The sequence below is a fragment of the Nonomuraea purpurea genome, assembly GCF_042650645.1.
Classification (GTDB): domain Bacteria; phylum Actinomycetota; class Actinomycetes; order Streptosporangiales; family Streptosporangiaceae; genus Nonomuraea; species Nonomuraea purpurea.
The window spans coordinates 227769-253407 of sequence record NZ_JBHSBI010000014.1 but is presented as its reverse complement, the minus strand read 5'-3'; the positions used below and the strand labels follow the sequence as shown (position 1 = coordinate 253407).

Annotated in this window: 27 protein-coding genes; 13 read left to right on the top strand and 14 right to left on the bottom strand. The window is 70.6% G+C overall.

The window, feature by feature from the left end; all coding sequences use genetic code 11:
* The first annotated feature begins 3 nt into the window (after positions 1-3).
* From ACFOY2_RS27820 to ACFOY2_RS27790, 7 genes are all read left to right on the top strand, one after another.
* On the top strand, positions 4-882 hold the full coding sequence (locus ACFOY2_RS27820; RefSeq protein WP_379531019.1) for an NAD-dependent epimerase/dehydratase family protein: 879 nt from the start codon (positions 4-6) through the stop codon (positions 880-882).
* A gap of 77 nt (positions 883-959) precedes the next feature.
* The gene (locus ACFOY2_RS27815; protein WP_379531018.1) at positions 960-1634 is read left to right on the top strand and encodes a polysaccharide deacetylase family protein; all 675 of its coding nucleotides are present in this window, start codon (positions 960-962) and stop codon (positions 1632-1634) included.
* A 6-nt stretch (positions 1635-1640) separates the two neighbouring features.
* Positions 1641-2540: a glycosyltransferase family 2 protein gene (locus ACFOY2_RS27810; RefSeq protein ID WP_379531017.1), complete on the top strand. Its 900-nt coding sequence runs from the start codon at positions 1641-1643 to the stop codon at positions 2538-2540.
* Entirely contained in the window at positions 2537-3559 is a 1023-nt protein-coding gene (locus ACFOY2_RS27805; protein WP_379531016.1) for a GNAT family N-acetyltransferase, read from the top strand. Before ACFOY2_RS27810 ends, ACFOY2_RS27805 begins: the two co-directional genes overlap by 4 nt.
* 90 nt (positions 3560-3649) lie before the next feature.
* On the top strand, positions 3650-4957 hold the full coding sequence (locus tag ACFOY2_RS27800; RefSeq protein WP_379531015.1) for a nucleotide sugar dehydrogenase: 1308 nt from the start codon (positions 3650-3652) through the stop codon (positions 4955-4957).
* Complete coding sequence (locus tag ACFOY2_RS27795; protein ID WP_379531014.1) at positions 4947-6116, top strand: glycosyltransferase family 4 protein; 1170 nt, start codon at positions 4947-4949, stop codon at positions 6114-6116. Before ACFOY2_RS27800 ends, ACFOY2_RS27795 begins: the two co-directional genes overlap by 11 nt.
* Complete coding sequence (locus ACFOY2_RS27790; protein ID WP_379531013.1) at positions 6113-6751, top strand: class I SAM-dependent methyltransferase; 639 nt, start codon at positions 6113-6115, stop codon at positions 6749-6751. Before ACFOY2_RS27795 ends, ACFOY2_RS27790 begins: the two co-directional genes overlap by 4 nt.
* On the opposite strand, the gene ACFOY2_RS27785 is transcribed toward ACFOY2_RS27790, so the two are convergent.
* On the bottom strand, positions 6752-7576 hold the full coding sequence (locus ACFOY2_RS27785; protein WP_379531012.1) for a glycosyltransferase: 825 nt from the start codon (positions 7574-7576) through the stop codon (positions 6752-6754).
* Positions 7577-7605: 29 nt separating this feature from the next.
* On the opposite strand from ACFOY2_RS27785, the gene ACFOY2_RS27780 reads away from it, so the two are divergent.
* A complete protein-coding gene (locus ACFOY2_RS27780; RefSeq protein ID WP_379531011.1) occupies positions 7606-8151 on the top strand; it encodes a dTDP-4-dehydrorhamnose 3,5-epimerase family protein in 546 nt (181 codons plus the stop codon).
* A gap of 13 nt (positions 8152-8164) precedes the next feature.
* Positions 8165-9136, top strand: coding sequence for a hypothetical protein (locus ACFOY2_RS27775; RefSeq protein ID WP_379531010.1), 972 nt, complete (start codon positions 8165-8167; stop codon positions 9134-9136).
* On the opposite strand, the gene ACFOY2_RS27770 is transcribed toward ACFOY2_RS27775, so the two are convergent.
* Positions 9088-10425, bottom strand: a complete 1338-nt coding sequence (locus ACFOY2_RS27770; RefSeq protein ID WP_379531009.1) for an O-antigen ligase family protein — start codon at positions 10423-10425, stop codon at positions 9088-9090. The genes ACFOY2_RS27775 and ACFOY2_RS27770 overlap by 49 nt on opposite strands.
* Positions 10422-11162 (bottom strand): hypothetical protein, encoded by a 741-nt coding sequence (locus ACFOY2_RS27765; RefSeq protein ID WP_379531008.1) that lies wholly within the window; start codon positions 11160-11162, stop codon positions 10422-10424. The genes ACFOY2_RS27770 and ACFOY2_RS27765 overlap by 4 nt, the downstream gene beginning before the upstream one ends.
* 88 nt (positions 11163-11250) lie before the next feature.
* Between ACFOY2_RS27765 and ACFOY2_RS27760 the strand changes: the two genes are divergently transcribed.
* Positions 11251-12126: a DUF6492 family protein gene (locus ACFOY2_RS27760; protein ID WP_379531007.1), complete on the top strand. Its 876-nt coding sequence runs from the start codon at positions 11251-11253 to the stop codon at positions 12124-12126.
* 5 nt (positions 12127-12131) lie between these two features.
* Here ACFOY2_RS27760 and ACFOY2_RS27755 read toward each other — a convergent pair whose 3' ends face one another.
* Entirely contained in the window at positions 12132-12851 is a 720-nt protein-coding gene (locus ACFOY2_RS27755; protein ID WP_379531006.1) for a hypothetical protein, read from the bottom strand.
* A 188-nt stretch (positions 12852-13039) separates the two neighbouring features.
* Here ACFOY2_RS27755 and ACFOY2_RS27750 point away from each other — a divergent pair, with 188 nt between their 5' ends.
* Entirely contained in the window at positions 13040-14182 is a 1143-nt protein-coding gene (locus ACFOY2_RS27750; RefSeq protein WP_379531005.1) for an acyltransferase family protein, read from the top strand.
* A 58-nt stretch (positions 14183-14240) separates the two neighbouring features.
* On the top strand, positions 14241-15053 hold the full coding sequence (locus tag ACFOY2_RS27745; RefSeq protein ID WP_379531004.1) for a 2OG-Fe(II) oxygenase: 813 nt from the start codon (positions 14241-14243) through the stop codon (positions 15051-15053).
* On the opposite strand, the gene ACFOY2_RS27740 is transcribed toward ACFOY2_RS27745, so the two are convergent.
* From ACFOY2_RS27740 to ACFOY2_RS27700, 9 genes are read right to left on the bottom strand one after another with little or no spacing between them, the layout of a single operon-like run.
* Entirely contained in the window at positions 15054-15920 is an 867-nt protein-coding gene (locus ACFOY2_RS27740; RefSeq protein ID WP_379531003.1) for a glycosyltransferase family 2 protein, read from the bottom strand. It abuts the gene before it with no gap.
* Entirely contained in the window at positions 15917-17368 is a 1452-nt protein-coding gene (locus ACFOY2_RS27735; protein WP_379531002.1) for an oligosaccharide flippase family protein, read from the bottom strand. Before ACFOY2_RS27735 ends, ACFOY2_RS27740 begins: the two co-directional genes overlap by 4 nt.
* Positions 17369-17380: 12 nt before the next feature.
* Positions 17381-18349: a hypothetical protein gene (locus tag ACFOY2_RS27730; protein WP_379531001.1), complete on the bottom strand. Its 969-nt coding sequence runs from the start codon at positions 18347-18349 to the stop codon at positions 17381-17383.
* Positions 18349-19611, bottom strand: coding sequence for a DUF4910 domain-containing protein (locus tag ACFOY2_RS27725; RefSeq protein ID WP_379531000.1), 1263 nt, complete (start codon positions 19609-19611; stop codon positions 18349-18351). Before ACFOY2_RS27725 ends, ACFOY2_RS27730 begins: the two co-directional genes overlap by 1 nt.
* The gene (locus tag ACFOY2_RS27720; RefSeq protein ID WP_379530999.1) at positions 19608-20627 is read right to left on the bottom strand and encodes an NAD-dependent epimerase/dehydratase family protein; all 1020 of its coding nucleotides are present in this window, start codon (positions 20625-20627) and stop codon (positions 19608-19610) included. Before ACFOY2_RS27720 ends, ACFOY2_RS27725 begins: the two co-directional genes overlap by 4 nt.
* 2 nt (positions 20628-20629) lie before the next feature.
* Positions 20630-21280 carry a PIG-L deacetylase family protein gene (locus ACFOY2_RS27715; RefSeq protein WP_379530998.1) on the bottom strand — a complete coding sequence of 217 codons (651 nt, stop codon included), beginning with the start codon at positions 21278-21280 and terminating at the stop codon, positions 20630-20632.
* Entirely contained in the window at positions 21277-22053 is a 777-nt protein-coding gene (locus ACFOY2_RS27710; RefSeq protein ID WP_357818961.1) for a glucose-1-phosphate cytidylyltransferase, read from the bottom strand. The genes ACFOY2_RS27715 and ACFOY2_RS27710 overlap by 4 nt, the downstream gene beginning before the upstream one ends.
* Complete coding sequence (locus ACFOY2_RS27705; RefSeq protein ID WP_379530997.1) at positions 22050-23258, bottom strand: methyltransferase domain-containing protein; 1209 nt, start codon at positions 23256-23258, stop codon at positions 22050-22052. The genes ACFOY2_RS27710 and ACFOY2_RS27705 overlap by 4 nt, the downstream gene beginning before the upstream one ends.
* The gene (locus ACFOY2_RS27700; RefSeq protein ID WP_379530996.1) at positions 23259-24158 is read right to left on the bottom strand and encodes a hypothetical protein; all 900 of its coding nucleotides are present in this window, start codon (positions 24156-24158) and stop codon (positions 23259-23261) included.
* Positions 24159-24198: 40 nt separating this feature from the next.
* Between ACFOY2_RS27700 and ACFOY2_RS27695 the strand changes: the two genes are divergently transcribed.
* Positions 24199-24777: a dTDP-4-dehydrorhamnose 3,5-epimerase family protein gene (locus tag ACFOY2_RS27695; protein ID WP_379530995.1), complete on the top strand. Its 579-nt coding sequence runs from the start codon at positions 24199-24201 to the stop codon at positions 24775-24777.
* On the opposite strand, the gene rfbD is transcribed toward ACFOY2_RS27695, so the two are convergent.
* On the bottom strand, positions 24759-25616 hold the full coding sequence (gene rfbD / locus ACFOY2_RS27690; protein ID WP_379530994.1) for a dTDP-4-dehydrorhamnose reductase: 858 nt from the start codon (positions 25614-25616) through the stop codon (positions 24759-24761). The two genes, ACFOY2_RS27695 and rfbD, sit on opposite strands and share 19 nt — an antisense overlap.
* Between the last annotated feature and the right edge of the window lie 23 nt (positions 25617-25639).

Sequence of the window (25639 nt, the reverse complement as noted above, 5' to 3'; positions counted from 1 at the left end):
TACATGAGTGGGGTGCTCGTTACGGGCGCGGCGGGGTTCATCGGCTCGCACCTGGTGCGGCGGCTCGGTCCCGGCACGCATGCGGTCAGCAGGCGGCCCATGGAGTCGGCGCACGGCGAGGTCTGGCATCGGGCGGACCTGCGCGACGCCGAGACGGTGGCCCGGCTGTTCGCCGAGGTGCGCCCGGAGGTGGTCTATCACCTGGCGGGTGAGGTCAACGGGGCCAGGGACGTCTCGGTGGTGGGCCCGACGATGGAGGGCGTGCTGGCGGGCACGGTCAACGTGCTGACCTCGGCCGTCACGACCGGCTGCCGGGTGGTGCTGGCGGGGTCGAGCGAGGAGCCGAGGCCGGGCAACGGGCACAACGCGCCGCCGTCGCCGTACGCGATGGCCAAGACGGCGGCGACCGGCTACGCGGAGCTGTACCACCGGCTGTGGGACCTGCCGTACACGATCGTGCGGCCGACCATGGTGTACGGCCCGGCCCAGCGCGACACCGCCAAGATCGTCCCCTACGTGACGCTGGCCCTGCTGCGTGGGGACAAGCCCCGGCTGACCAGCGGCGCCAAGCTCGTGGACTGGGTCTACGTGGACGACGTGGTCGAGGCGTTCGTGCTGGCCGGGCGGAGCGAGCGCGCGGTCGGGAAGGCGTTCGACGTGGGCACGGGGACGCGGGTCTCCGTCCGGGAGGCCGTCGAACTGCTGTACAGGATCGCCGGGGAGGAGTCGGCGCCGCCGTTCGGGACGGTGGCCGACCGGCCGCTCGACGTGCCGCAGACGGCCGAGCTGGGGCCCGCCCTGGAGCTGATCGGCTGGCGCCCGCGCACGGGGCTGGAAGAGGGGCTGCGCAGGACCGTGGAGTGGTATGGCTCACGGCGTTGAACCTGGTCTGACGGCCCTTGTAACGGTCCGAGGGGATTGCCGGATACACAAGAGCTGAGCCGGACTGGGGAGACGGTATGACGCTGACGGGGTCGATCATCAACCTCACGGTTCACGGCATCGGCGACACCGATCGTCCCCTCGACCCGGGCGAGGACACGACCTGGGTCAGCGTCGAGCAGTTCGAGCGGGTGCTGGACGCGGTCGTGGACCGCGGCGACGTACGCATCACCTTCGACGACGGCAACGCCTCCGACGTGGAGATCGCCCTGCCCCGGCTGCTCGAACGCGGCCTGCGCGGCGAGTTCTTCCTGCTGGCCGGGTTGATCGACGAGCCCGGGAGGGTGACGACCGAGGGCGTCACCGAGCTGATCAGGTCGGGCATGCGGATCGGCTCGCACGGCTGGGGCCACCGCGACTGGCGGCAGCTGGACCCTGAGCAGGTCGACGAGGAGTTATCCGGCGCCCGCCGGATGATCGGGCGATTGTGCGGGCATCCGGTGACCAGGGTGGCGATCCCGTTCGGCTCCTATGACAGGCACGTGCTCGGCCGGCTCCGCGAGACGGGCGTGACCTGCGCGTACACCAGTGACGGCGGCCGGGCGACGCCGGGCGCCTGGCTCCAGGCCCGCAACAGCCTGCGGCACGACCTGGACGACGGGTGGATCCACCATGTGCTCGACGACCATCCGCCCCTGGCGCACCGGGCCAGGAAGGCCGCGGCGCGCTTCTACAAGCGGGCGCGGGGCTGAGCCCGGATGCGCGTCGCGGTGGTGATCGTCACCTACAACAGCGCCGACGTGCTGGAGGGCTGCCTGCGCAGCCTGGCGTCGGGCGCGCGCGGGGTGGAGCTGGCCGCGGTCGTCGTGGCCGACAACGCCTCGGCCGACGACTGTCTGACCGTCGCCAAGCGGGTCGCGGACCTGCCGGTGATCACGGTCCAGCTCGGCAGGAACGCGGGGTACGCCGCCGCGATCAACGCCGGGGTGGACGCGCTGGACCTGGACGAGCTGGACGCGATCTACGTGATCAATCCGGACTGCCGGCTGGCCTCCGGGTCGATCGTGCCGCTGGCCGAGTGCCTGAAGACGCCGGGCCGCGGCATCGCGGTCCCCTACATGGTCAACCCGGACGGCTCCCTGCAGCCGTCCCTGCGGCGCAGGCCGTCGGTGCGCAGGGCCGTGGTCGAGGCGGTGATCGGCGGCGACCTGGCCGGGAGACTGGGCAGGCTCGGCGAGCTGGTGACCAACCCCCGCGAGTACGAGCGGCCCGGCCCGTTCGCGTGGGCGACCGGGGCGGCGATGTTGTTGTCCGTGCCCATGATCCGCGAGATCGGGCCGTGGGACGAGTCGTTCTTCCTCTACAGCGAGGAGACCGAGTACTGCCTGCGGGCCGCCGACAGGGGCTGGCTGACCTGGTACGAGCCCGCGTCGGTGATCGAGCACATCGGCGGCGACTCGGGGACGAACCCGGCTCTGGCGGCGCTGCTGATCGTCAACAAGGTCAAGCTGTTCCGCAGGCGCAGGGGCCGGCCGGCGGGCGCCGCCTATTACCTGGCCGTGCTGCTCGGCGAGGGCGCGCGGGCGCTGGCGGGCAGGAAGATCTCCAAGGCGTCGTTCGCCGCGCTGCTGCGGCCGTCGGAGGTGTGGCTGCCGTGAAGTCCTTCGACGAACTCACGAGTCAGGAGCTGGACGCCTGGCACCGGCTGCGGGCGGCCAACCCTGCGCTGGACAGCCCGTACTTCCATCCGGGGTTCGCGGCGGCGGTGCACGAGTTCGAGCCGGTGCGGGTGGCCGTCTCCAGGGACGCGCGCGGCGAGGTCGCCTCGCTGCTGCCCTGTCACAGGGACGGGGCGCTGCTGCGGCCCGTGGGCTGGCCTGGGGCCGACTTCCAGGGGCCCGTGCGCGCGCCCGGCACCCCTTTCCGACCGGTGGAGCTGCTCGGGCGCGGGGTGCGCGGGCTGGAGTTCGACCACCTGCTTGAGGCGGAGGGGTTCGAGCCGTGGATCGTCTCTCGCCGGGCCTCCCCGTACGTGGACGTGTCCGGCGGGCTGGACGGCTACCTGGGCCGCGCTTCGCGGACGGGCAAGGACAACATGGGGCAGGCCAGGCGGCGTACGGCCAAGGCCGAGCGCGCGTACGGGCCCGTCCGCTTCGAGGCGGACACCGTGGACGCCGAGGCGTTGCGGGAGGTCGTCCGGCTCAAGCGCGCCCAGTACGCCGCCACGGGCGCCAAGGACTATTTCGCCGCCCCCGGCCGGCAGGAGCTGCTCACCAAGCTGCTGCACACCCGCGACCCCGCCTTCCGCGGTGTGCTGTCCACGTTGCGGGCGGGCCCGCACCTGCTGGCCGCCCACTTCGGGATGTGCTCGGGCGGCGTGCTGCACTGGTGGTTCCCGGTGTACGACCCGGAGTACGCCAAGCTGGCCCCCGGCTGGATTCTGCTGCGTGAGCTGGTGGCCGCGGCCCCCGCGCTCGGCATCAGCCGCATCGACCTGGGCCGGGGCGACGACGAGTACAAGCGGCGGGCCAAGACCGGCGAGAGCGTCGTCTGCCAGGGGCTGGTCACGCGCAGCCCGGCGCGGCTGGCCCTGCGCAGGGCCCGTGACTCGCTCGCCGCGACAGCCAGACGCTCGGGGCTCCTGCGGGACCTCGTACGCAAGGTCAAGAAAATGTAACGCTCCAACCGAACAAACAAGGGTGAGCCGGGTTAGGCATGACAAATGCCTTGGGCCCGGCTCCTGACGCGACGGGGGAGGGCCCGGACCGTGAGAATCAGTGTCTTCGGACTCGGTTACGTCGGTTGCGTGTCGGCCGCCTGCCTGGCCTCGATGGGTCATGAGGTCGTGGGCGTGGACGTCAGCCAGGTCAAGGTGGATCTCATCGCCTCCGGGCGCGCTCCCGTGGTCGAGGAGCGCATCGGCGAGCTGACCGAGCGGGTGGTGCGGGCGGGGGCGCTGCGGGCGACCCCGGACGCCGCCGAGGCGGTGCGGGCCACGGACGTGTCGCTGGTCTGCGTCGGCACGCCGTCGGCCCCGAACGGCAGCCTGTCCACGCTCTACCTGGAACGGGTGGCCGAGGAGATCGGGGGTGCGCTCAAGAGCGGGCACACGGTGGTGTTCAGGAGCACGATGTTACCGGGCACCTGCGAGGGGCTGCTGATCCCGATCCTGGAGTCGGCCTCGGGGCTGCGGGCCGGGCGGGACTTCGGGGTGGCGGTGAACCCGGAGTTCCTGCGCGAGGGCAGCAGCGTGCGGGACTTCTTCGAGCCGCCGAAGACGGTGATCGGCGAGAGCGATCGCGCCACGGGCGAACGGGTGGCCGCGCTGTATGAGGGCATTCCCGGCGAGGTGTTCAGGGTGCCGGTAGCCGTAGCCGAAATGACGAAATATGCGGACAACGCGTTTCATGGGCTCAAGATCAGCTTCGCCAACGAGCTGGGAGCCGTCTGCCAGGCGCTCGGGCTGGACTCGCACGCGGTCATGGACGTGTTCCTGGCCGACGACAAGCTGAACATCAGCCCCGCCTACCTGCGCCCCGGGTTCGCCTTCGGCGGCTCGTGCCTGCCCAAGGACCTGCGCGGCCTGGTCTACGCCGCCAGACGCGCCGACGTCTCCGTGCCGCTGCTCTCCCACGTCCTGCCCTCCAACGAGGCGCACCTGCAGCGGGCGTTCGAGCTGGTCGTGGCCGCCGACAGCCGCAAGGTCGGACTGTTCGGGCTGTCGTTCAAGCCGGGCACCGACGACCTGCGCGAGAGCCCGCTGGTCGAGCTGGCCGAGCGGCTCCTCGGCAAGGGCTACGACCTGCGCATCTACGACGAGAACGTGACGTTGTCGCGGCTGATGGGCGCCAACCGGCACTACATCGAGCAGCGCCTGCCCCACCTGGGCGATCTGCTGACCACTTCGGTGGACGACGTGCTGGCCCACGCCGAGGTGTGCGTGATCGGCTCGCGCGAGCCGGCCGTGCTCGCCGCCGTCGAACGCGCGGGCACCCGAACGATCATCGACCTCGTCCGCCTCCCCGACGCCGCCGAGCGCCGGGCGACACAGGGATACGTGGGCCTTGCCTGGTAAACGTGCGTTGATCCTCGTCGAGAACCTCTCCGTGCCGCTGGACCGGCGGGTGTGGCAGGAGAGCGTCACCCTGCGCGACGCGGGCTGGGAGGTGCACGTCATCTGCCCGCAGGGGGCCAAACAGGACACCGAGCCCGAGGCGGTGATCGACGGCATCGCGATCCACCGCTACCCGCTCACGGCCGCCACCGGCGGGCCGCTCGGCTACCTCAAGGAGTACGGCTCCGCGCTCTGGCACACCTTCAGGCTGGCCAGGAAGATCGGACCGGTCCACGTGGTGCACGGATGCAACCCGCCCGACCTGTTCTTCCTGGTGGCCAGGTGGCTGCGGCGCAGGGGCACCCGATTCGTCTTCGACCAGCACGACCTGGTGCCCGAGCTGTACCTGTCGCGGTTCAACCGGGGCGAGGACCTGCTCTACCGGGCCGTGTGCCGATTAGAGCGGCTCACCTATCGGGCCGCGCACGTGGTGATCGCGACCAACGAGAGCTATCGCCAGGTCGCGTTGACCAGGGGCGGCAAGCGTCCCGACGAGGTGTTCGTGGTACGCAGCGCGCCCGCGGTCGAGCGCTTCCACCAGGTGCCGCCGGACGAGTCGGTCAAACGCGGCAAGCCATACCTGCTGTGTTATCTCGGCGTCATGGGGCCGCAGGACGGCGTCGACTACGCGCTGCGGGCGCTGGCGAAGCTGCCGCGCGACGACTGGCACGCGGTGTTCGTCGGGGGCGGCGACACGTTCGAGGCGATGGTCGCGCTGTCGCGGGAGCTCGGGCTGGCCGACCGGGTCGAGTTCACCGGGCGCATCCCGGACGCGGACCTGATGCGCTACCTGTCCACGGCCGACGTGTGCCTGTCGCCCGACCCGCTCAACCCGCTCAACGACGTCTCCACGATGAACAAGGTCATGGAGTACATGGCCATGGCCAAGCCGATCGTCTCCTTCGAACTGCGCGAGGCGCGGGTGTCGGCGGGCGAGGCGGCCGTGTACGCGCCGGCCAATGACGAGGCGGAGTTCGCGAAGCTGATCGCGTACCTGCTGGACCATCCTGACGAGCGACGCAGGATGGGCGAGCTCGGCCAGGCGCGGGTACACGGGCCGCTGTCCTGGGACGAATCCCGCAAAGCCCTCATCGCCGCCTACGCGAAAGTGATCGCATGAGTGCATACAAGTGGTTGCGGCGCAACGTCGGCCAGCTCCTGTACGAACGCAGGTACGGCGTGCGCACGGCCGAGCGCGTCGACCTGGCCGACATCGGGCTCGACGGCGAGGACCGCGTCTACTACGCCGCGCTCAACTGGCGGGCGCTGCGCAAGGCGCTGCCCAAGACCGAGGTGAGCGAGCGCGACGTGTTCGTGGACTTCGGCTCCGGCATGGGCCGGGTCATCGTGCAGGCCAGCCAGTACCCGTTCGGCAGGGTCATCGGGGTCGAGTTGTCGCAGGAGCTCACCGAGATCGCCAGGCAGAACGTCAGGAACATGCGGGTGCGCCGGCGCTGCGGCGAGATCGAGCTGATCGCCTCCGACGTGCTCGACTACGCCATCCCCGACGACGTGAGCGTGGCGTTCTTCAACAACCCGTTCCGCGGCAGGATCTTCAGCGAGGTCGTGAACCGCCTGATCGCCTCGGTGGACCGCGCCCCGCGCCGGGTGCGGATGATCTACGGCAACCCGCTGGAGGAGCCGTACCTGATGAGCACGGGACGCTTCCGACACCTGCGGACGATCGCCCTCAAACCAGACCCGCTCGGCCCGCCGTTCGGGACGATCAGAACCTACGACCTGCTGCCGAAGTGATCATTTACGGGTCGTCCCCCACGAGGCCCGCGCGGGGCGCCGGAAGGCGGTCAGCGCCCGGTCGAGCACCAGCACCGTCAGGTAGCAGAGCGCGTCCAGCGGGCTCACCCGGCCTCGGCGCACCAGATCGCCCACGGCCGACAGTCGCAGGCCGGTCCGCGTCACCGGGCGGCCGAGGGCGGCCAGTTGCCGGTTGCCGAGCCGCACCCGGATCCTGCGGCGCAGGTAGGCGGCGACGGTCGGGGCCGGGCGCACGAGCGACGTGGCCTCCTGCACCGGGACCCGCTCGCCGCCGGCGAAGCTCGCGTGCACCCAGCCGTCGTCCGACAGCACGTCGGGCAGTGGAAAGGCCCTGACGTGGCCCAGCTCGCCGAGCGCGTAGACGCCCGCCCCCGCCAGCACCCTGGTCGGCCCGACCATCAGGTCGTGCACGCGGTGCACCCGCCTGGCCGCCCACCCGACCGCGCCGAGGTCGAGCACGGGCACTGGCGCGCAGGCCAGCACCCCGGGACGCGCCAGCGCGGCCACGAGCGCCCGCGCCGAGCCCGTGGTCAACTCGACGTCGGCGTCCAGGTAGATCCTCGGAAACGTGCGGCAGGCCGCGTCACCGAGCCGCAGCGCGTTCGCCTTGCCGCCGACCGGCGTCTCGATCACCCGCACACCCGCCGCTCTGGCGACGGCCGCGGTCCCGTCGGCGCAGGCGTTGGCCACCACCACGACGTCGAACTCGCCCGGCGCCGCCGCGCCGAGCAGGGCGGAAAGGCCCGCGCCGATGACCGTCTCCTCGTTGTGCGCGGGGATGACGACGCTCGCGATCGGATCCACCGTCCGGTCCCTTCGCAAAGGAGGTTTCGATGAGAGTGGAGCGGACCCCGCTCGACGGGGTGCTGCTGTTCGTGCCGTCGCCGCACCGCGACGAACGCGGCCTGTTCACCCGGACGTTCGACGCCGGGATCGCGGCCGGGCACGGGCTCGACCCGGCCGCGTTCGCGCAGGACAGCCAGTCGCGCTCGCGCAGGGGCACCGTGCGCGGCCTGCACGGCAGGTCCGGGCGCGGCGAGGCCAAGCTGGTGCGGTGCGCGCGCGGGGCCGTGCACGACGCGCTCGTGGACATCCGCCCCGGCTCCCCCACGTTCGGGCGGCAGTTCTCGGTGCGCCTCGACGACCGGGACTTCGTCACCCTGTACGTGCCCGCCGGGTTCCTGCACGGCTTCCAGGCGCTGACGGAGGAGGCCGACACCTGTTACCGCATCGACAGGGAGCACGATCCGTCGGAAGATCTGTCGGTACGCTACGACGACCCCGACCTCAAGATCGACTGGCCGCTGCCCGTCACGGCCATCAGCCCACGTGATCTCCAGGCCGGCTCGTGGGCGCGGCTCGTCGAGCGGCTGACGTAGGGGAGGGCGGTCCATGCGCAGGCTACTGGTGGCCGGGGTCCTGCTGGTGTCGGCCTGCGGCGCGGGGGCGACACAACCCCAGGCGCGCGTGACGGTCACGGTGACGGCCTCGCCCTCCCCCTCGCCCGCCGCGACGTTTCCGACGCGGACGCCGCCCCCGATCCCGAAGCTGACCCCCCGCCCGGTCGTCGCCCCCGACGGCCGCCGCTGCCCCGACCACCCCACGCCCGCCTGCACGGGCCTGCCGCCCGGCACCAAACTACGCACGCTGGAGGCCAACGACGGCCCGGCGCACCGGGTGGTCAAGCCGAACACGGTGCTGGACGGCGTGCACGTCACCGGCGACCTGTTCATCGCCGCCGACGACGTCACCATCGTCAACAGCCAGATCGACGGCGCCATCCAGGCCGAGTTCGACGGCAAGGACCACGCCTACACCATCACCGACAGCACGGTGGGCCCGACCGACGAGTGCCAGACCGCGCCGGCCATCGGCGTGGCCGACTACAAGGCCGAGCGGGTGCTGATCAGAGGGCACGCCGACGGGTTCCGCGACTCGGGCGACAACATCACGATCAAGGACTCCTACGCCAGGCTCTGCTCCGAGGGCACCGAGAACTACGCCGACGGCATCCAGACCTTCAACGCCGGCAAGGGCCTCCTCCTCGACCACAACACGCTCGACATGCGCGGCGTCGTCAACTACAACTCGCCGATCTTCTTCAACGACCGGCCGAACGGCACCCGCGACGTCACGATCACCAACAACCTGGTGATGGGCGGCACCTACACCGTGCAACTGCACAACATCCACGGCTCCCTGGTCGTCAAGAACAACCTGATCGTCGACAAGACGTGGGAGCACGCGCCCATGTCGGGAGACTGTCTCGACACGATCCAGTTCGAGAACAACAACATCGTCACCATCGACGACGATTACCGGGTCACCTCCATCGTCCGGCCGCTCACCTGCAACGGCAAGTGAGCGGGGCGGCGCTCGTCGTTCGCCATCCGCAGCAGCGCCCCCGTGGCCCCGACCAGCAGGAACGCCAGGCCGCTGACGATCGCGAACGACAGCAGGTCGAACGTGGCCGCGCCGAGCACCGGGGCCACCAGGCAGGCCGCCAGCGTCAGGCCCAGCTCCCTGACGCCGGGCTCGGCGCTGAGGTAGCGGGCACGCAGCGCGCACACGAACGCGCAGACGAACATGCCCAGGAAGATCGTCACGCCGATGAGGCCGGTGTCGATGGCCCCCTGGATGTACTGGTTGTCGAAGACCTGGTACTTGGGGGCGTACCAGGTGCCCATGCCCCGGCCCAGCCACAGGTGCTTGGCCATCTCCTGGCCGGCGAAGGCGTAGTCGTGGGTGCGGTAGCCGATGCTGCTGTCGTTGAAGAAGTTGCCGAACAGGCCGAAGATCGTGCCGAGCAGCCCCGGCGAGACCACCTTCATCACGGCCAGGAAACCCGCCAGCACCACCACGGCCTGGATCCGCCGCCGCGCCGGCCAGCCGAGCATCAGCACGATCCCGACCCCTGCCAGGCCCAGGATGGCCGAGCGCGACACCGAGAACATCAGCCCCATGCCGATCGCGCCCGCGCACAACCACCAGCGCAGCGCCGGCCTGCCCAGTTCGCGGGCGCGGAAACCGTAGTGGACGGCCAGCGGCACGATCATGGCGCAGATCACGCCGAACTCGATCGGGTGGCCGGCCGTGGCCGCCACCCGGCGCATCGCGTTCCTGTCGAAGATGAACTTGTCCTCGATCACGAACCGCAGCCCCGGGATCTGCATGTACTGCGTCAGGTCGAGGTTGAACAGGAACTGGCCCGCGCCGACCAGCGACATGAGCGCGCCGGCCACCACGATGGCCTTGAGCACGAAGTCCAGCCGCTCCCGCACCCGGATGCCGTCGCACACGGCAAGGGCGAGCCCCGCGTTGGCCAGCACCAGCACGATCGCGTGGTCGGCCAGGTTGAGCTCGTCGGAGGGCAGGTAGCCGTAGGTGCCGTAGCCGTAGGAGGCCGCGCAGGAGGCCACGTAGAGCGCCAGCGCCGTCCTGACCGGGTTGCGGCCCTTGGCCGCGCCCAGCGTCCTGGTGAGCTGCGCGCACAACCACATCAGCGCGGCGATGAGCGCCAGCACGTTGGCCACCGACAGGGCCAGCGGCAGCCCGCGGATGATCATGCGGGCCGGGATCAGCATGAGCGTGACCACGAACAGGCAGACCACGGTGGCCGCGTCGGCCCGGCGCGGCAGCAGGGCCTGGGTCACGTCTGCTTGCCGTTCACGTGAGGGTCGGCGGCGATCAGCACCCGTTCGTCCACCTGAACGGGCGGGCTCGGCGCGGCGTCCTCCTTGCGGCGCCGGCGCATGTCGGCGAGGCTGTCGACGGCGTAGGTGGCGAACAGGGCGGCCATGGCGCCCAGCGCCAGCGCCACCACGGCCGAGCGCAGCTTGCGCCCCGGCTCGGGCTCCGGCGGCGTCGGCGCGACCACCTGGCTCAGCGTCATGAACGTGGCCGGCGGCGCGTCGACGACCTGCTGGCTCTTGACCAGCTCCGCCTTGGCCCTGTCGACGACCCTGCGCACGATGTCCTGGGCGGCCTCGGGCGTGCGCGCCTCGCCCTCGACGAACACGAACGGCCCCGAGGCCAGCGCCTCGGCGTTCGTGCTGCCGTTGTGGACCTTGTAGGCGACCTCGCCGTTCGGCACGATCCCCAGGTCGGCCGCCGTGTCGGCGGTGGTGAGCCGGGCCGTCAGTATCGAGGCGGTCATGGTCAGCCCGCGGTCGAAGTTGAGCAGCGGGTTGACGGGGGCGTTGGTCGTGCCGGGGTGGATCGGGAGGCTGGCGCCCGTGCGCGGCGTGGTGAGGACCATGGCCGCGTTGGAGGTCCACAGGGTCGGCACGGTCGAGTAGACGCCTGCGGCCACGCCCAGGGCCAGCAGGAACGCCGGGACGGAGACGTACCAGCGGCGGAACAGAACCAGGACCGTGAGCCAGAAGTCCATGCGCCCTCCCCCGTGACACACGAGTATCGTTCCAACGGGCCGGAGATGTTACGTAACGACTGGCCCGCCCGATGGCGATATGCCTTCCGTGACCAAGTTGGCAGTGGTGACGCCAAGCTTCGGCCCCGACGCGGAGCTCTTCGCGCAGTTGCACGCCTCCGTGCTGGAGCACACCACGGACGACACCGTCCACCACGTGATCGTGCCGCCGCGCGACAGGGCGCTGTTCGGGCGGTACGCGGGCCCCCGCTGCCGGGTTTGGACCGAGCCAGAGCTGCTGCCGCGCCGCTACGTCCGCGTGCCGCGCTCCGGCCTGTGGGTCAACACGCTGCGGCCGTGGCCGCCGATCCGCGGCTGGGTGATCCAGCAGGCGCTCAAGCTCTCGGCCACGGCCATGATCGAGGCGGACGCCGTGCTGATCGCCGACTCCGACATCGTCCTGGTCAGGCCGGTGGAGGCGGCCGCGTTCCGCGCCGGCGGACGGCTGCCCCTGCACCGGGCGGAGGGCGCCGTGCACGCGGGCATGACCAGGCACGTCCGCTGGCACCAGGTGGCCCGCGACCTGCTGGGCCTGCCGGACGCTCCCCCGCCGCCGCTGCACGACTACGTCAGCTCGCTGACGTTCTGGGACCCCGTGGTGGTGCGGGCCATGCGGGCCAGGATCGGCCAGGCCACCAAACGCCACTGGCTGGACGCGTTCACCTCGCGCCTGCACATCTCGGAGTTCATCCTGTACGGCGTGTACGTCGATGAAATCCACTGCCTGGACGACCCGCCCTCGGCCAACACCGCGCTGTGCCACAACTACTGGGACAGGACACCGCTCGACCACGACGCCGCCCTGGCCTGGGCCGACAGGCTCAATCCCGAGGCGATCGGGATGATGATCTCCGCCAAGTCCGGCACGTCGCTGCCGGTCAGGCAGGCCGCGGTGCGGCGCTGCGCGGAGGTGGCCGAGCGCTGATGACGTCACTTGCTCGGCGTCTCGACCTGGGGGAAGGTCTGGGCGTCGGCGGCGTCCTCTTCCGGAGCGTCGGCGGCCGGGCGGCCGGCCTGTTTGAGCCTCCAGGCGTAGGCGGCGGCGAAGCCCGCGAACACCGTGAGCACGGCCGCGATCGCGCCCGTCTGCACCTTGTCGCTGAGCTGCGCCTCGGGCGTGGACGGCGGCGTGACGTTGACCAGCGAGATGTAGAGGATCTCCGGCGCGCCCAGCTTCTTCTGCGTGGCGTCCAGCTCGTTCTCGACGCGTTTCTGCGTCCTGACGACAAGGTCGCGCGCCGTGCGCTCGTCCGGGCTGTCGGCCGTGATCGACAGGAACGGTCCACCGCTGCCGAACAGCGCCTGGTTGCTGCTTCCGTCGTCGATGACGAGTTTGTGCGGGCCCTCCTTGGGCGCGCCCAGTTCCTTCAGCACCTCGGGGGTGCTGGTCGCCAGGATCAGCGCCGCCGCCGTGGTGCGCAGCCCCGCGCTGTCGACCAGCAGCGGGTTGGTCCGGCCCGCCGCCGACAGGGGCTCGCCCGGCGCCGGCTGCGTGTTGCCGGGGCCGGTGAGCAGCAGCACGACGCCGGCCGTGTAGTGAGCGGGAACGATGAGGAACCCTGCGATCCCCGCCACCGCGGCGAGCGCCAGGATCGGGGGGCCGATGAACTTGTGTCGCGCCAGGCCGAAGACGGTTTTCCAGAACTCCAAGACTTCTCCGCCCCCTGCGACAATATTCGACATGTTCGAATGTGCGAAAATTAACATTCCCCCGGCACCCTGTACAGGGTTCATGTCGCCTATGGCACAACTGTTCATCTGAAAAAACGACTTACCTGTTACGCCCGCGCGGACCCGGACGATAGAACTATGGGCCGCACACCGGGGGGTTCCAGGGGATGAAGTCGGCTGAAATGCTCCAGACGGCGACCACGGAACGCCGCAGGGTGGCGGGGCTGGACGGAATACGGGGTCTAGCTGCGCTTTTCGTGGTCTTCCACCACGTCTGGCTGCTGTCCTTTCCCGGCTTTCCCCGCGACACCGGGCCCGGCTGGGCGAGCTGGATGATCTACGGGCACTTCGCGGTGGTGGTGTTCATCGTGCTGTCCGGTTTCTCGCTGGCCCTGTCGCCGGCCCGCGACGGCTGGCGGCTCGGCTCGCTGAGCGGGTTCGCCCGGCGGCGCGCCTGGCGGATCCTGCCGCCGTACTGGGCGGCGGTGGCGTTCAGCCTGGTGATCGCCTGGACGTTGGTGCCGCAGCCGGAGCAGGGTGTGCCCACGGCCAAGTCCGTGCTCGTCTACGGCCTGCTCCTGCAGGACGTCTTCGGCAGCCCGAGCCCCAACGGCGCCCTGTGGTCGATCGCCGTGGAGGCGCAGCTCTACGTCGTCTTCCCGCTCCTGCTGCTGGTCCTGCGCAGGATGGGCGCGCTCGCCATGGTGGGCGCGGTGACCGCTGTCGTGGTGGCCGTCGGGCTGCTCGCGCCCGTGGTTCCCGCGGTGGGCGCGCTGATGCGGCTGACCCCGCAGTTCGCGGCGCTGTTCGCGCTGGGGATGGCGGGCGCGGGCGTGGTCAGGCTGCGGCGGCGCGTGCCCCTGCAGTGGCTCGCGCTCGCGGCCCTGCTGCCGGTGCTCGCGTTGATCGTGGTCAACGGCTCGGTGTGGACGATCGCCAACCTCTACTGGATCGACCTGATCATCGGGCCCGCGACCGTGCTGCTGCTGGCGGCGGTGGCGACGGGGCGGCCCGGGCCGCTGGTGTGGCTGCTGGACACCCCTCCGGTCAGGAGCCTGGGCTCCTTCTCCTACAGCCTCTACCTGATCCACGCACCGATCGTGGTGAACGTGCACGCGCTGCTGATCGCCCCCCGGATGGAACAGGGCATTCCCGCCTTCCTGGTCTGCCTCGCGGTGGCCGTGCCGGTGACGGTGGTGGCGGCGCGGCTGTTCGCGGCGGTGTTCGAGCTGCCGTTCACGCGCAACAGGACGCCCGCCGCGCTACGGGCACGTTTCTCAAGGAAACCGGCGAAAACTGATCGAAAATAGCGTTTTCCGGAACGCTCTCGCAAAAGGCGTATGGACCACACAACAGATGGAGTCGAAAATGCAGGAAGTTCAGCAGTTCACGTTCCGCCGTGACGAACTGTTCCCGCTCGCCGACAGCCTGCGTCCGGAGTTTCTGACCGCCTCGCCGTTCCGGCACGTGGTTATCGACGACTTCCTGCCGGAGAACGTGCTCGATCCCGTGCTTGATGAGTTTCCCGAACCGAAGGACGCGAGCTGGCAGCGGTTCGACAGCTCCAAAGAGGTGAAACTGGCCCTGCAGGACACCGAGCAGATGGGCCCGGCCACCCGGCGCCTGCTCGCGGAGTTCAACGGGCAGGTCTTCATCGAGTTCCTGGAAAGGCTGACCGGCATCGAACGGCTCGTGCCCGACCCCCACCTGGAGGGCGGCGGACTGCACCAGATCAGGTCGGGCGGCTTCCTGAAGGTGCACGCCGACTTCAACCGGCACCGCAGGCTCGACCTCGACCGCAGGCTCAACGGGCTGCTCTACCTCAACAAGGACTGGGAGGAGAGCTACGGCGGCCACCTGCAACTGTGGAACCAGGACATGAGCACGTGCGAGCACGCGGTGCTGCCGGTCTTCAACCGTTTCGTGCTCTTCGCCACCACCGACGACGCCAACCACGGGCACCCCGACCCGCTGACCTGCCCGCCCGAGCGGGCCCGCCGGTCGATGGCGCTCTACTACTACTCCAACGGGCGGCCCGACGAGGAGATCAACGCCGACCACACGACGCTGTTCAAGCAGCGGCCCGGCGAGCGGTACAAGAACAGCCTCCGCCAGGTGATCAAGCGCTGGACGCCCCCGGCGCTGGTCGATCTGGCCGGGCGCCGGGAACGTGCCAGATGATCAATGGGGCAGGCGGGCGAGGCGGGCGATCTTCCTCCCGCCTCTGGCCGCCAGGCGGCGCTGGCGGGCGAGATACAGTTTGAGAACCGCCGTGCGCGCCCGCCGCCGCTGGTCGGGTGTGAGGCCGGCCTCGTCGAGGATGGCGAGCAGGACGCGGACCTGGATGAGCGTGGCGAAGTAGCCCCGCCAGGCAGGCAGCGACAGCTTGCCGCTCATCTTCACCGGGTTCGCGCCCGCCCAGGTGCGGTGCGAGAGCACCTCGGGCACGTGGGCCCACGGTCCCGCCAGGGCGTGCCGGGCCGCGGCGATCTCGTCCTCGCGCACCAGGACCGGGCGCGGGACGGCCCTGGCGACCTCGGTGCGGTGCACGCCGTAGAGGGGGTCCATGAGGACGTAGCTCTCGGTGAGCAGGCGGAGCATCTCGGCGAAGCGCTCGGCGGGGTCGTCGGAGTTCAGCGCGGTACCCTCGTACGCGCCCGTCTCGGTGACGCCGCCGGCCGTGTACGCGGTCTGCGCGGTGACCAGCACGAGCCGCTCGTCCGCGGCGAACTCCGCCAGGGAACGCGAGATACAGTGCGGTTCGAGTGTGTCGTCGTCGCCGACCCAGCGGAAGAACTCCCCCTTGGCCAGCGCGAGCGCCGTGGTGAAGTTGCCGATGGGGCCGATGTTCTCCGGCTGGCGGCGGTAGACGATCCTGCTGTCGGAGGCCGCCAGGTCGCGGCAGACCTCCTCGGTGTCGTCCGTGGAGGCGTTGTCGGAGATGATCAGCTCCAGGTTCCGATGGTCCTGGGCCAGCACCGACAGCACGGTCTTCTCCAGGTGGCCGCCGCCGTTGTAGGTGGGCAGGCCGATCGAGACCAGCGTCAAGGGGCTTCCTTTCTTCTCAACTGCCGAAGTGGCACGGCCAGCAGGACGTAGACGATCAGGCCGGCGCCGCCGGCGAGCAGCAGTTCCAGCAGCACGTGGCCGCCGACCGCCCGGTCCACCAGCGCCGTCGCCCCGGCCGCGACGAGCGCGGCCAGCAGCGGACGCACCAGCGTGGGCGCCACCGGCGCCAGCCGCACGCCCGCCCGGTGCAGGAAGTACGCCGCCACAGGCAGCGCCACGAACAGGCTGGCCACCACCTGGCCGAGCGCGGCCCCGCGAATGCCCTGCAGGTTCGTGCCCACGATCAGCGCGGGGACGAGAGCCACCCCATAGGCCAGGTTCATCCAGACCGTGGCCCTGGTGTCGCCCTGGGCGGACAGGATGTCGAGGGCCAGCGAGAGCAGCATCCTGATCACCATGACGACCGCCAGCCAGCGCAGCACACCCGCCGACTGATCCCATTTGTCGCCGTAGAGGAACTCGACGAGCGGGTGCGCGAGCACGGACATCACGACCGCGACCGGCAGGATGGCCGTCAGCAGCAGCGGCGCCGACCTGCGCACGCCCTCCGACAGCGCCTCGGAGGTGTGCTCGGCCAGCCGCGAGAAGCCCGGGATGGTGACGTTGCGCACGGCCTGCCCGATCAGCCCGGGCACCCAGCTCGACACGTTGAACGCCAGCAGGTAGAAGCCGAGGTGGACGTGCCCGAGCACATCGCCGACGACGATGTAGCCGGCGTTGAGCAGCACGCTCTCCAGCCCTATCCCGGCGGCCGACGGCAGCCCGAACTTCAGCAGCTTGACCGCGACGGCCCGGTCCAGGCCCAGCCGCACCGGCAGCCGGGCCGCGAAGAACACGATCACGCCGGTCACCACGGACTGCGCGACCTGCCCGAAGGCGAAGCTGAACGGGCCCGCGCCGTTCACCGCCAGCACGATCGCGACCACCGCGTTGACGGCGAACCCGATCCCGATGGCCAGGGTCAGTTTGTCCTGCTCGAAGCGGCGGATCAGGGTCGCCGAGCGCACCGCGGTGAACCCCTCGACGATGATGACCGCGGTCAGCAGCCTGACCACGGGCGCGGCCTGGGGGGTGCCGGCCATCGCCGCGAAGGCCGGCGCGCCGGCCCAGAACACCGCGTACAGCCCCATGGCCGACAGGAACGACAACACCGTGGCCGTCGGCGCCATCTCCTCCAGCCTGCCCCGCCACTGCATGGTCGCGACCATGATGCCGAGGTCCTTGACCGACATGACGAACGCCGTGGCCGCCAGCGCGACGGCGTAGACGCCGAAGTCGCCGGGCGCGAGCAGCCTGGCCAGGATCAGCCCCATCACGAAGGAGCCCGCCTTCGTGGCCAGGTTGCCCAGCAGGCCCCAGCGCAGCCCCCGCCCGGCTAATTTGCCGACGGAGCCGATCCGCTGCTCGGCGTCCTCAACTCGGTCCATCCCGCACCTTTCTCAGGAGGCAGGCTCTTCGACGCGCTCCAGCCAGATCTCCCGCCAGAACGGGACGAACTCGCGCGGGCAGTTGACGCTGTAGGCGCCCTCGCAGTGCACCGACTCCAGGGCGATGCAGGGGTTCTTCATCTGCAGCAGTTCGCCGGTGCGCTCGTCCAGGCAGCGTTCGACGCGGGCCACGACCCTGGCGGTCCTGCCGCAGTACCTGGCCATCTCCTCCTCGAACCCGAGCCCCCTGTTGAGCCGCTCGTGGTTGAGCGTGGCGACGATCTCCTGCCTGGGCCTGATCCGCACCAGCTCGCCCGGCTGCAGGTCGAGCGTCCCCGTCGGCGTCGGGCCCGGCTTGCCCTTGGGCACCCAGCCCCAGTGCAGGCCGTCCCTGATCCGCAACCATCGGGGCAGCAGCCGGCGGCTGATCGACTGGTAGCGGTTGAAGACGGCGAAGAACAGGCCGCGCAGCGTCTTCAGCGTGCCCGCATTGCCGGAGCGCACGTCGGTGACGTACTGGCGGACGTCTTTCAGCGGCACGCACGTCGGCGCGGCGCGGTGCAGCTCGGTGGCCTGACAGACGAAGCGCTCCTCGCCCTCGGGCCCCGGCGGCCGGTGCGTGTTGACCTCCAGCAGCGGCAGCAGCCTGCGGTCCTTCTCCGGGGTCACCGGCGGCTCGGTGATCTTCCTGAGCCAGGCGTCCTTCCAGTACAACGAGCAGGCCGTCTGGCAGCCCCCGTGCGCGGCGCCGTCGCAGCGGGCCCCGGTCAGGTGCACGGCGCGTTCCATACGCCGCATGCGGCCGTGGCCGATCGTGTCGCACGCCTTGTGCGCGACCTTGTGCACCGTCATCCGCTGCCCGCAGAAGCGCACCATCTCCGGCATGAACGGCAGCCCGTCAAGCTCGCCGCGCTCGTCCAGCGTGGCCAGGATCTCGGCTTGCCCCCGCACTTCCACGACGTCTCCGACTTTGAGCCGCATCACGCCTTCTCCTTCACCAGTCCGGCTTCGAGCAGCGCGTCGGCCGCCCCCTTCACAGCGGCGAACGGCAGCCGCGACCGCTGGGCGATGTCGAGGAGGCTGTGCTCCCCGTCGGACAGGTTCAACACCCATAACATCGCCAGCTGGGCCGCTTTCGTGTCACTCCTGCCGCCGAGAGATTCGTAGAGTCCGCGCCTGCCGAGTTGCGGCTCGCCGTACGGGCTGAGGTTGAGACAGGTACGGTTGCCCTCCAGCACCTCGACGACCTCCGTCAGCGCGTCGAGGGTGTCGGCCATGGCCTCCGGTGTGACGAACCCCGGGTTGTCCCCCGAGGTGTGATATTCCGGGTATCCGGCGTACGGCGTCCTGGTCAGGCTCCCGAACGGCAGGTTGAACCCCGGCGAGCAGAACTGCCGCTCGTCGTAGCCGTACGGCGAGAAGTCCAGCACCTGGTGCGGCCGGTCCCGCAGCACGTGCGTGACCGCGCGGTCGATTTCCGCGTCGCCGCGCCTGCTCCGCTTGTACGTCAGCGCCCCCGGATCGCCCGCGCACGCCAGCGTCAGCCCGGCCGCGATCAGGTGGGCCCGCTCCCTGTTGAGCGCCAGCCAGGTGATCGCCCCGATCGTCCCCGGCATGAACAGGAACCGGTAGGTGTAACGCGGCTCCTTCAACCGGCGGGCCAGCGCCACGGCCACCGCGATACCCGCCAGGTTGTCGTTGGCCAGCGACGGATGGCACACGTGGCAGGACACGACGACCTCGTCGGGCAGCCGGCCCGGCACGACGTGCTCGGCGAAGGTCAGCGAGCCGTCGGCCAGCGTCGAGTCGATCAGCACCTCGTAGGGCCCCTCGTCCAGGGCGTCGAGCGCGTTCTGGCTGAGGCAGAAACCCCAGGTCTCGGCGTAGTAGCTGGTCCGGTACGGGACCAGGTCCGGCTGGTCGGGCAGCGTGTGCAGCCTCGGCCGCAGCTCCTCCAGCGAGTACGTCCCCGACACCGGCACGCTGTAGCCCACGACGTGCAGGTTCGAGGCCCGGAAGTCGATCACCCGGCGGCCCGAGGGGTCCTTGACGTAGGCGTCGCGGATGTTCCACTCCTTGGGCACGTTCCAGTCGAGCACCTCCGTCCCGGTCGGCACCTCGGTCACCGTCAGCGGCAGGTGCTCGCCGACGATCTCCAGCGTCCTGCGCACGCCGTCGCCGGTGATGCTGCGGCAGATCGGATACAGCCGCTCGACGAGGGCGTGCAGCTCCGCACCCGTCATGGCCGCAGCCCGGCGTCGACCGTGCCGGCCTCGCGCCGGTCGGCCAGGCGGGCCAGCCGGGTGTAGCGCCGTTCGAAGTCGTGCTGGGTCAGCCCATATGTCCGGTACGCCGCCACGAGCTCGTCGGCCCCGGCCTTGACCGTCCAGGCGGCGTCGTAGCCGGGCAGCGCGGCCCTGATCCTGGCGAAGTCCACCCGGTAGGAGCGCGGGTCGCTGCCGGTCTCGCCGGTGATCAGCAGTTCGGCTCCCGGCACGGCCGCGACGACCTCCTGCGCGATGTCGGCCACGGTCACGTTGTTGCGCTCGGCGCCCACGTTGAACGCCCTGGCGTGCACGGCCTCGCGCGGCGCCTCGATCGCCCGCAGGAACGCCTCGGCGATGTCCTCGGCGTGCACCAGCGGCCGCCACGGGGTGCCGTCGGACAGCACGCGCACCTGGCCCGACAGCACGGCGTGGCCCACCAGGTTGTTCAGCACGATGTCGGCCCTCGGCCTGGGCGAGAACCCGAACGCGGTCGCGTTGCGCATGAACACCGGCGAGAAGTCCTCATCGGCCAGCTTCACCAGGTCGTCCTCCACCCTGACCTTCGACTCCGCGTACGGCGTCACCGGCCGCAGCGGCGCGTCCTCGTCCACCAGGTCGTCGCCGCCGGAGGCGCCGTAGACCGAGCACGTCGAGGCGTAGACGAACCTGCGCGCCCCCGCGTCCCTGGCGAGCCTGGCCAGGCGCACCGAGGCGTGGTGGTTGATGTCGTAGGTCAGCTCCGGCGCGAGCGAGCCGAGCGGGTCGTTCGACAACGCGGCCAGGTGGGCGACGGCGTCGATGCCCCGCAGCGCCTCGGCCGGCACGTCCCGCAGGTCCACCCGGTGGCCCGGCGGATCGTCCGGCTCGGGGCCGAGCACGCAGTCGGCGAACAACCCGGAGTCGAGGCCGATCACCTCGTGCCCCGCGGCGGACAGCACAGGGGCCATGACACTGCCCAGGTAGCCCTGGTGGCCGGTCAGAAGGATCCGCAAGGTCAGCCTCCCAGATCGATAGTCAGCTTGTCGGTGTGGAAGGCCTCGGCGTACCTGGCGCCGCACTCGATGCCGCGGATGCGGGCGAGCCCGAGGAAGGCCTCCCTGTCGTACCAGGGGCGGTGCCGCTGTGAGGGGTAGTGCTCCGCCAGCAGCCGCACCTTGGCCTCGGCGACCTCCTCGGACAGCGGCTGGTGGAGCGCGGGGCGGCCGAGGTCGCCGTCCCACTTGACGATCTCGTAGCCGAGCGTGAGGTGGTCGCGCCAGACCGTCGGCACCAGTTCTGCCAGGCCGCGATGGTCCTGGTGGGCGTCGCCCCGCCAGGGCGCGAAGATCAGGTCGGGGTTCGCCGCCCGCCTGCGGAGGTCCTCCAGGGCGTTCTTGGCCTCGTCCCAGTGCGCGGGCAGCCGTCCGTCGGGGATCTTGAGCAGGGTGAGGCTGAGCTCCGCTCCCGGGCAGAACGCCGTCAGGGCCGCCCGTTCCTCCTGCTCGCGCTCGGTGCCGCCGCCGGAGAGCACCAGCGCGTCCACCCGCAGCCCCGGACGGGCCCGGCAGAGCGTCAGCAGGCTCGCTCCCGCGCCGATCGCGATGTCGTCGCAGTGGGCGCCGAGCGCGACCACCGTGTCCCGCCGTGCGGGCCGCAGGCCGATCATGCTTCCCACAGCGCCCAGGGCCGCTCGCCTCTCGCCCAGGAACGATCCAGCTCAAGGCGCTGGTTGACGGTGTCGCTCGGCCGCCAGTAGCCCCGGTGCGGGTAGGCCAGCAGCCGTCCTCGCTTGGCCAGTTCCGCGCAGCCGTCCGCGACCAGGTCGCCGTTCTCGGGGATGTGGTCGAAGACGTCCTGGCGCAGCACGAAGAAGCCGCCGTTGACCCAGAGCGGCATCTCGCTGACCGGGGTGATGCCGCCGACGAGCCCGCCCGCGCTGACGTCGATGACGTGGAAGGTGTTGGTCGGCGGGACCACCATCATCGAGGCGCCGGCGTCGGAGCCGGTGAAACGGTCGATGATCTGGGGCAGCGGGGCGTCGGTGAGCACGTCGGCGTAGTTGGCCAGGAACATCTCGTCGTCCCCCAGGTGCGGGCGAACGCGGCGTAAGCGCTCGCCGATCGGGGAGTCGAGCCCGGTGTCGATCAACGACACCTGCCAGTCGGAGATGTCGGTGGACAGCAGTTCGATCTGCCCGTTGCGGAGGATGAAGTCATTCGACCCCGTCTCCTGATAAGTCAGGAAAAAGTCTTTTATGTGCTGCGCGCCGTAGCCGAGACACAGGATGAACTCCTTGTGCCCGAAGTGCGCGTAGTAGCGCATGACATGCCATACCAGCGGACGCGGGCCGACGAGCTGCATCGGCTTGGGCATGTCCCCGCCCGGCAGGTCGCTGCGCATCCTGGTGCCGCGCCCGCCGCAGAAGAGGACGACCTTCACGCGACGACCTCCAGACTCGGTATCGGGAAGACCAACCGGCCACCCCACTCACGGACGTACGAGAGCTGCTCCACCAGTTCCTCGCGCAGGTTCCACGGCAGCACCAGCACGTAGTCGGGCCGGTCGGCGGCGATGCGCTCCGGCGGGTGGATCGGGATCCGCGCCCCCGGCGTGAACCTGCCGTGCTTGTACGGGTTGCGATCCACCGTGTACGCCAGCAGGTCCGGCCTGATCCCACAGTGGTTGAGCAGCGTGTTGCCCTTGCCAGGGGCCCCGTACCCGACCACGCTCTTGCCCGCGTCGGCCGCGTCGATGAGGAACCTCAGCAGGTCCCGCCGCACCCGCGCCACCCGCCTGGCGAAGTCCTGGTAGCCCGCGAGCTCGTGCAGCCCCGCGGCCTTCTCCCGCGACAGCAGGTCGAGGGCCCGCTGCGTCATCGGCGCCTCTTCCGGCTGCGCCCACAGGCGGATCGACCCGCCGTGCGTCGGCAGCGGCTCCACGTCCACCAGGTGCAGCCCTCCGCCGGCCAGCGCCCGCCGCGCCGAGGCCACCGTGTAGTACTGGAAGTGCTCGTGGTAGATCGTGTCGAACTGGTTGAGCTCCATCAGTGTCAGCAGGTGCTGCACCTCGATCGAGACCCGGCCGTCGTCGGCCACCAGCGCCCGCAGCCCCTTGGTGAAGCCGACGACGTCCGGGATGTGCGCGTAGACGTTGTTGGCCACCACCAGGTCGGCGGGCCCGTGCTCGGCCCGCACCCGCTGCCCCACCGCCGGCGACAGGAACTCCGTCAGCGTCGGCACGCCCTTGTCCCTGGCGGCCGCGCCGACGTTGGCGGACGGCTCGATGCCCAGGCAGCGCACGCCCCGCTCGACCACGTGCTGAAGCAGGTAGCCGTCGTTGCTGGCCACCTCGACCACGAACGAGTCCGGCCGCAGGCCCGCGCCGTCCACGAACCGCCGCGCGTGCTCGACCCAGGAGGTCGAGTAGGAGGAGAAGTAGGCGTACTCGGTGAACGTCTCCTCCGGCGTGATCAGCGGCGGCACCTGGGCCAGCCAGCACTCCGTGCAGACCCGCAGGTGCAGCGGGTAGGTCGGCTCGGGCGCGTCGAGCCGGTCCGCGGTCAGGAACAGCTCGCACGGCGGGGTCGCGCCGAGGTCCACGACACCGGCGAGATCACCGGAGCCGCACAGTCGGCAGGTGGTCATTCAGCTCACTCCAGCCAGGGCGGCGGCCTCGTACTCCAGCGCGAGATCTTCGGGCATCGGGGCGAGATCGTTACAGCGCACGAAGTCCCGCAGCGTCGTGCCGGTGCACTCGGCGTCGACGTTCGGGGCGCCGCGGCGGGCGCGTATGTCGCCGATGTGCACGGTGCGGAAGTCGATGCTGAACCTGGTCCTGCCCGAGGTGTTCGGCACGGTGGAGTGGAGCTGCGCGCCGGAGAACATGAGCGTCCCGCCCGCCTCCGGCACCACCCTGACCTGCGGCTCCAGCTCGATGGGTTCCTCCGGGCGAGGCTGCACGCGGGTGTCGCCGCGCACGTGCGCGGCGGCGTCGCGCCGGCTCGTCCTGCTCCACTCGGCGTAGTCGTAGAGCTTGCTGCCGTTGCGCACCGGCCGGTCGAAGTAGCGCGGGTGGAAGGCCATCACGTTCTCCGGCACCACGCCGAAGACCGGGATCCACCAGTTGACCTGGCTGAACGGCGCCGAATACCAGCAGTCGCGGTGCGGGTGGAAGGCGTAGGAGATGCCGGAGACCAGGTAGTCGTCGGAGGTCGAGGTACGCAGCCTGGGCACGTCGAAGTAGGTCTCGCCGAGGTCGCAGCCGCGTTCCTCGATGACTTCCGGCAATAATTCCTTGCACCGGGGATGGTGGATGAAACGGGGTTTGAGGTCGGCGAGTAATTTCGCGAAGTCCTCGACCGGCATTTCGTGCTGCGCGGTCTCCGGATCCATGGCGCCGAACGCCTCGGCGATCAGCTCCCTGGCGAAGCCGATCAGCGCCCTCGTGGCCGGTGAGGCCGCGTAGACGAACACCTCGCCCTGGAAGAGCAGCTCACGGCGGCGTTCGTCGGTCACCGCGCTATTGGAGAAAACCGAGGTCATCATCAATATCCCTCCTCAGGGAAATATCTGGCATGCTGCGATCGTGGATCGCCTTTCGATCGACGGCTCGTGGCTTTACACGCCACGCGTCGCCGCCGACCCCCGTGGCACCTTCCATGAAGCCTTCCGCGCGGCCGACCTGCCGCAGCGGCTGGACGTGGCCCAGGTCAACTGCTCCGTCTCCCGGGCGGGCGTGCTGCGCGGCGTGCACTTCGCCGACGTCCCGCCCAGCCAGGCGAAGTACGTGACCTGCGTGTCCGGGCGAGTCATGGACGTCGTCGTGGACCTCCGGGTGGGCTCGCCCACCTTCGGCCGCTGGGAGGCGGTGACGCTGGACGACTCGGCCCGCGCCGCCGTGCTCATCGCCGAAGGGCTCGGCCACGCGTTCATGGCGCTGAGCGAGCAGGCCACGGTCGTGTACCTGTGCTCCCAGCCGTTCAACCCGGAACGCGAGCACGGGGTCAACCCGCTCGATCCGGACCTCGCGATCGACTGGCCGGCCGGCCTGGAGCCCGTCCTGTCGGACAAGGACGCCAAGGCCCCCACCCTCGAAGAGGCCAGAGCGGCCGGGCTGCTGCCCGACTACCTGGCCTGCCAGGAGTTCTACGCCACGTTGCACTGAGGACCCGCCTTCGCGGTCATGACGGGCCAGGCCGCGTGCAGGGCCGCCCGCCAGTGCCTGATCGGCTCCCAGCGGGTGTGCGCGAGCACGCTGTTGGCGGGCCGCCTGGCGGGGCGGAGCACGGCGCTGGTCGGCACGGGGCGAACGAGGTCGGCGTCCTCCCCGAGGAGCGTGAAGATCTCCTTGGCGAACCCGCACCACGTCGTCTCGCCCGCGCTGGTGCCGTGGTAGACGCCCGCGGGCAGATCCGACTGCGCCAGCCGGACGATGAAGTCGGCCAGGTCCGCCGCCCACGTCGGCTGGCCGCGCTGGTCGTCGACGACGTCCACGGGCACCTGCTCGCGCGCCAGCCTGATCATGGTGCGTACGAAGTTGCCGCCGGCCGCGCCGTACAGCCAGGCGCTGCGCACCACGTAGTGCCCGTACTCCAGCGCCGCGCGCTCCCCCGCCAGCTTGGTCCTGCCGTAGGCGTTGAGCGGCCCCGGCGGCGAATCCTCCAGGTACGGCGTCGCGCCGGCCCCGTCGAAGACGTAGTCGGTGGAGACGTGCACCAGCCGCGCCCCCGCCCGGTCGCACGCCTCGGCCAGCCAGCGCACGGCATGACCGTTGATCGCCAGCGCCTCGTCCTCGTGGGTCTCGGCGGCGTCCACCGCGGTCCAGCCCGCGCAGTTGACCACGACCCTGGGCCGGTAGGCGGAGACGAAGTCGCGTACCGCGCGTTTGTCGCACAGATCCAGCTCCGAGCGGCCGAGCCCGAGCACCGACTCGCCGGTCAACGCGGTCCTGTCGAGGACGTCAGCGGCCAGCATGCCCCCCGCCCCCGTGATGAGCCACCTCATGGCGCCTCCTGGTAAAAGCGGAC

Coding starts and splice junctions, on each gene's coding strand:
- ACFOY2_RS27820 (WP_379531019.1), top strand. CDS start 4: ATGAGTGGGGTGCTCGTTACGGGCGCGGCGGGGTTCATCGGCTCGCAC.
- ACFOY2_RS27815 (WP_379531018.1), top strand. CDS start 960: ATGACGCTGACGGGGTCGATCATCAACCTCACGGTTCACGGCATCGGC.
- ACFOY2_RS27810 (WP_379531017.1), top strand. CDS start 1,641: ATGCGCGTCGCGGTGGTGATCGTCACCTACAACAGCGCCGACGTGCTG.
- ACFOY2_RS27790 (WP_379531013.1), top strand. CDS start 6,113: ATGAGTGCATACAAGTGGTTGCGGCGCAACGTCGGCCAGCTCCTGTAC.
- ACFOY2_RS27780 (WP_379531011.1), top strand. CDS start 7,606: ATGAGAGTGGAGCGGACCCCGCTCGACGGGGTGCTGCTGTTCGTGCCG.
- ACFOY2_RS27775 (WP_379531010.1), top strand. CDS start 8,165: ATGCGCAGGCTACTGGTGGCCGGGGTCCTGCTGGTGTCGGCCTGCGGC.
- ACFOY2_RS27765 (WP_379531008.1), bottom strand. CDS start 11,162: ATGGACTTCTGGCTCACGGTCCTGGTTCTGTTCCGCCGCTGGTACGTC.
- ACFOY2_RS27750 (WP_379531005.1), top strand. CDS start 13,040: ATGAAGTCGGCTGAAATGCTCCAGACGGCGACCACGGAACGCCGCAGG.
- ACFOY2_RS27745 (WP_379531004.1), top strand. CDS start 14,241: ATGCAGGAAGTTCAGCAGTTCACGTTCCGCCGTGACGAACTGTTCCCG.
- ACFOY2_RS27735 (WP_379531002.1), bottom strand. CDS start 17,368: ATGGACCGAGTTGAGGACGCCGAGCAGCGGATCGGCTCCGTCGGCAAA.
- ACFOY2_RS27730 (WP_379531001.1), bottom strand. CDS start 18,349: ATGCGGCTCAAAGTCGGAGACGTCGTGGAAGTGCGGGGGCAAGCCGAG.
- ACFOY2_RS27725 (WP_379531000.1), bottom strand. CDS start 19,611: ATGACGGGTGCGGAGCTGCACGCCCTCGTCGAGCGGCTGTATCCGATC.
- ACFOY2_RS27715 (WP_379530998.1), bottom strand. CDS start 21,280: ATGATCGGCCTGCGGCCCGCACGGCGGGACACGGTGGTCGCGCTCGGC.
- ACFOY2_RS27705 (WP_379530997.1), bottom strand. CDS start 23,258: ATGACCACCTGCCGACTGTGCGGCTCCGGTGATCTCGCCGGTGTCGTG.
- ACFOY2_RS27700 (WP_379530996.1), bottom strand. CDS start 24,158: ATGATGACCTCGGTTTTCTCCAATAGCGCGGTGACCGACGAACGCCGC.
- rfbD (WP_379530994.1), bottom strand. CDS start 25,616: ATGAGGTGGCTCATCACGGGGGCGGGGGGCATGCTGGCCGCTGACGTC.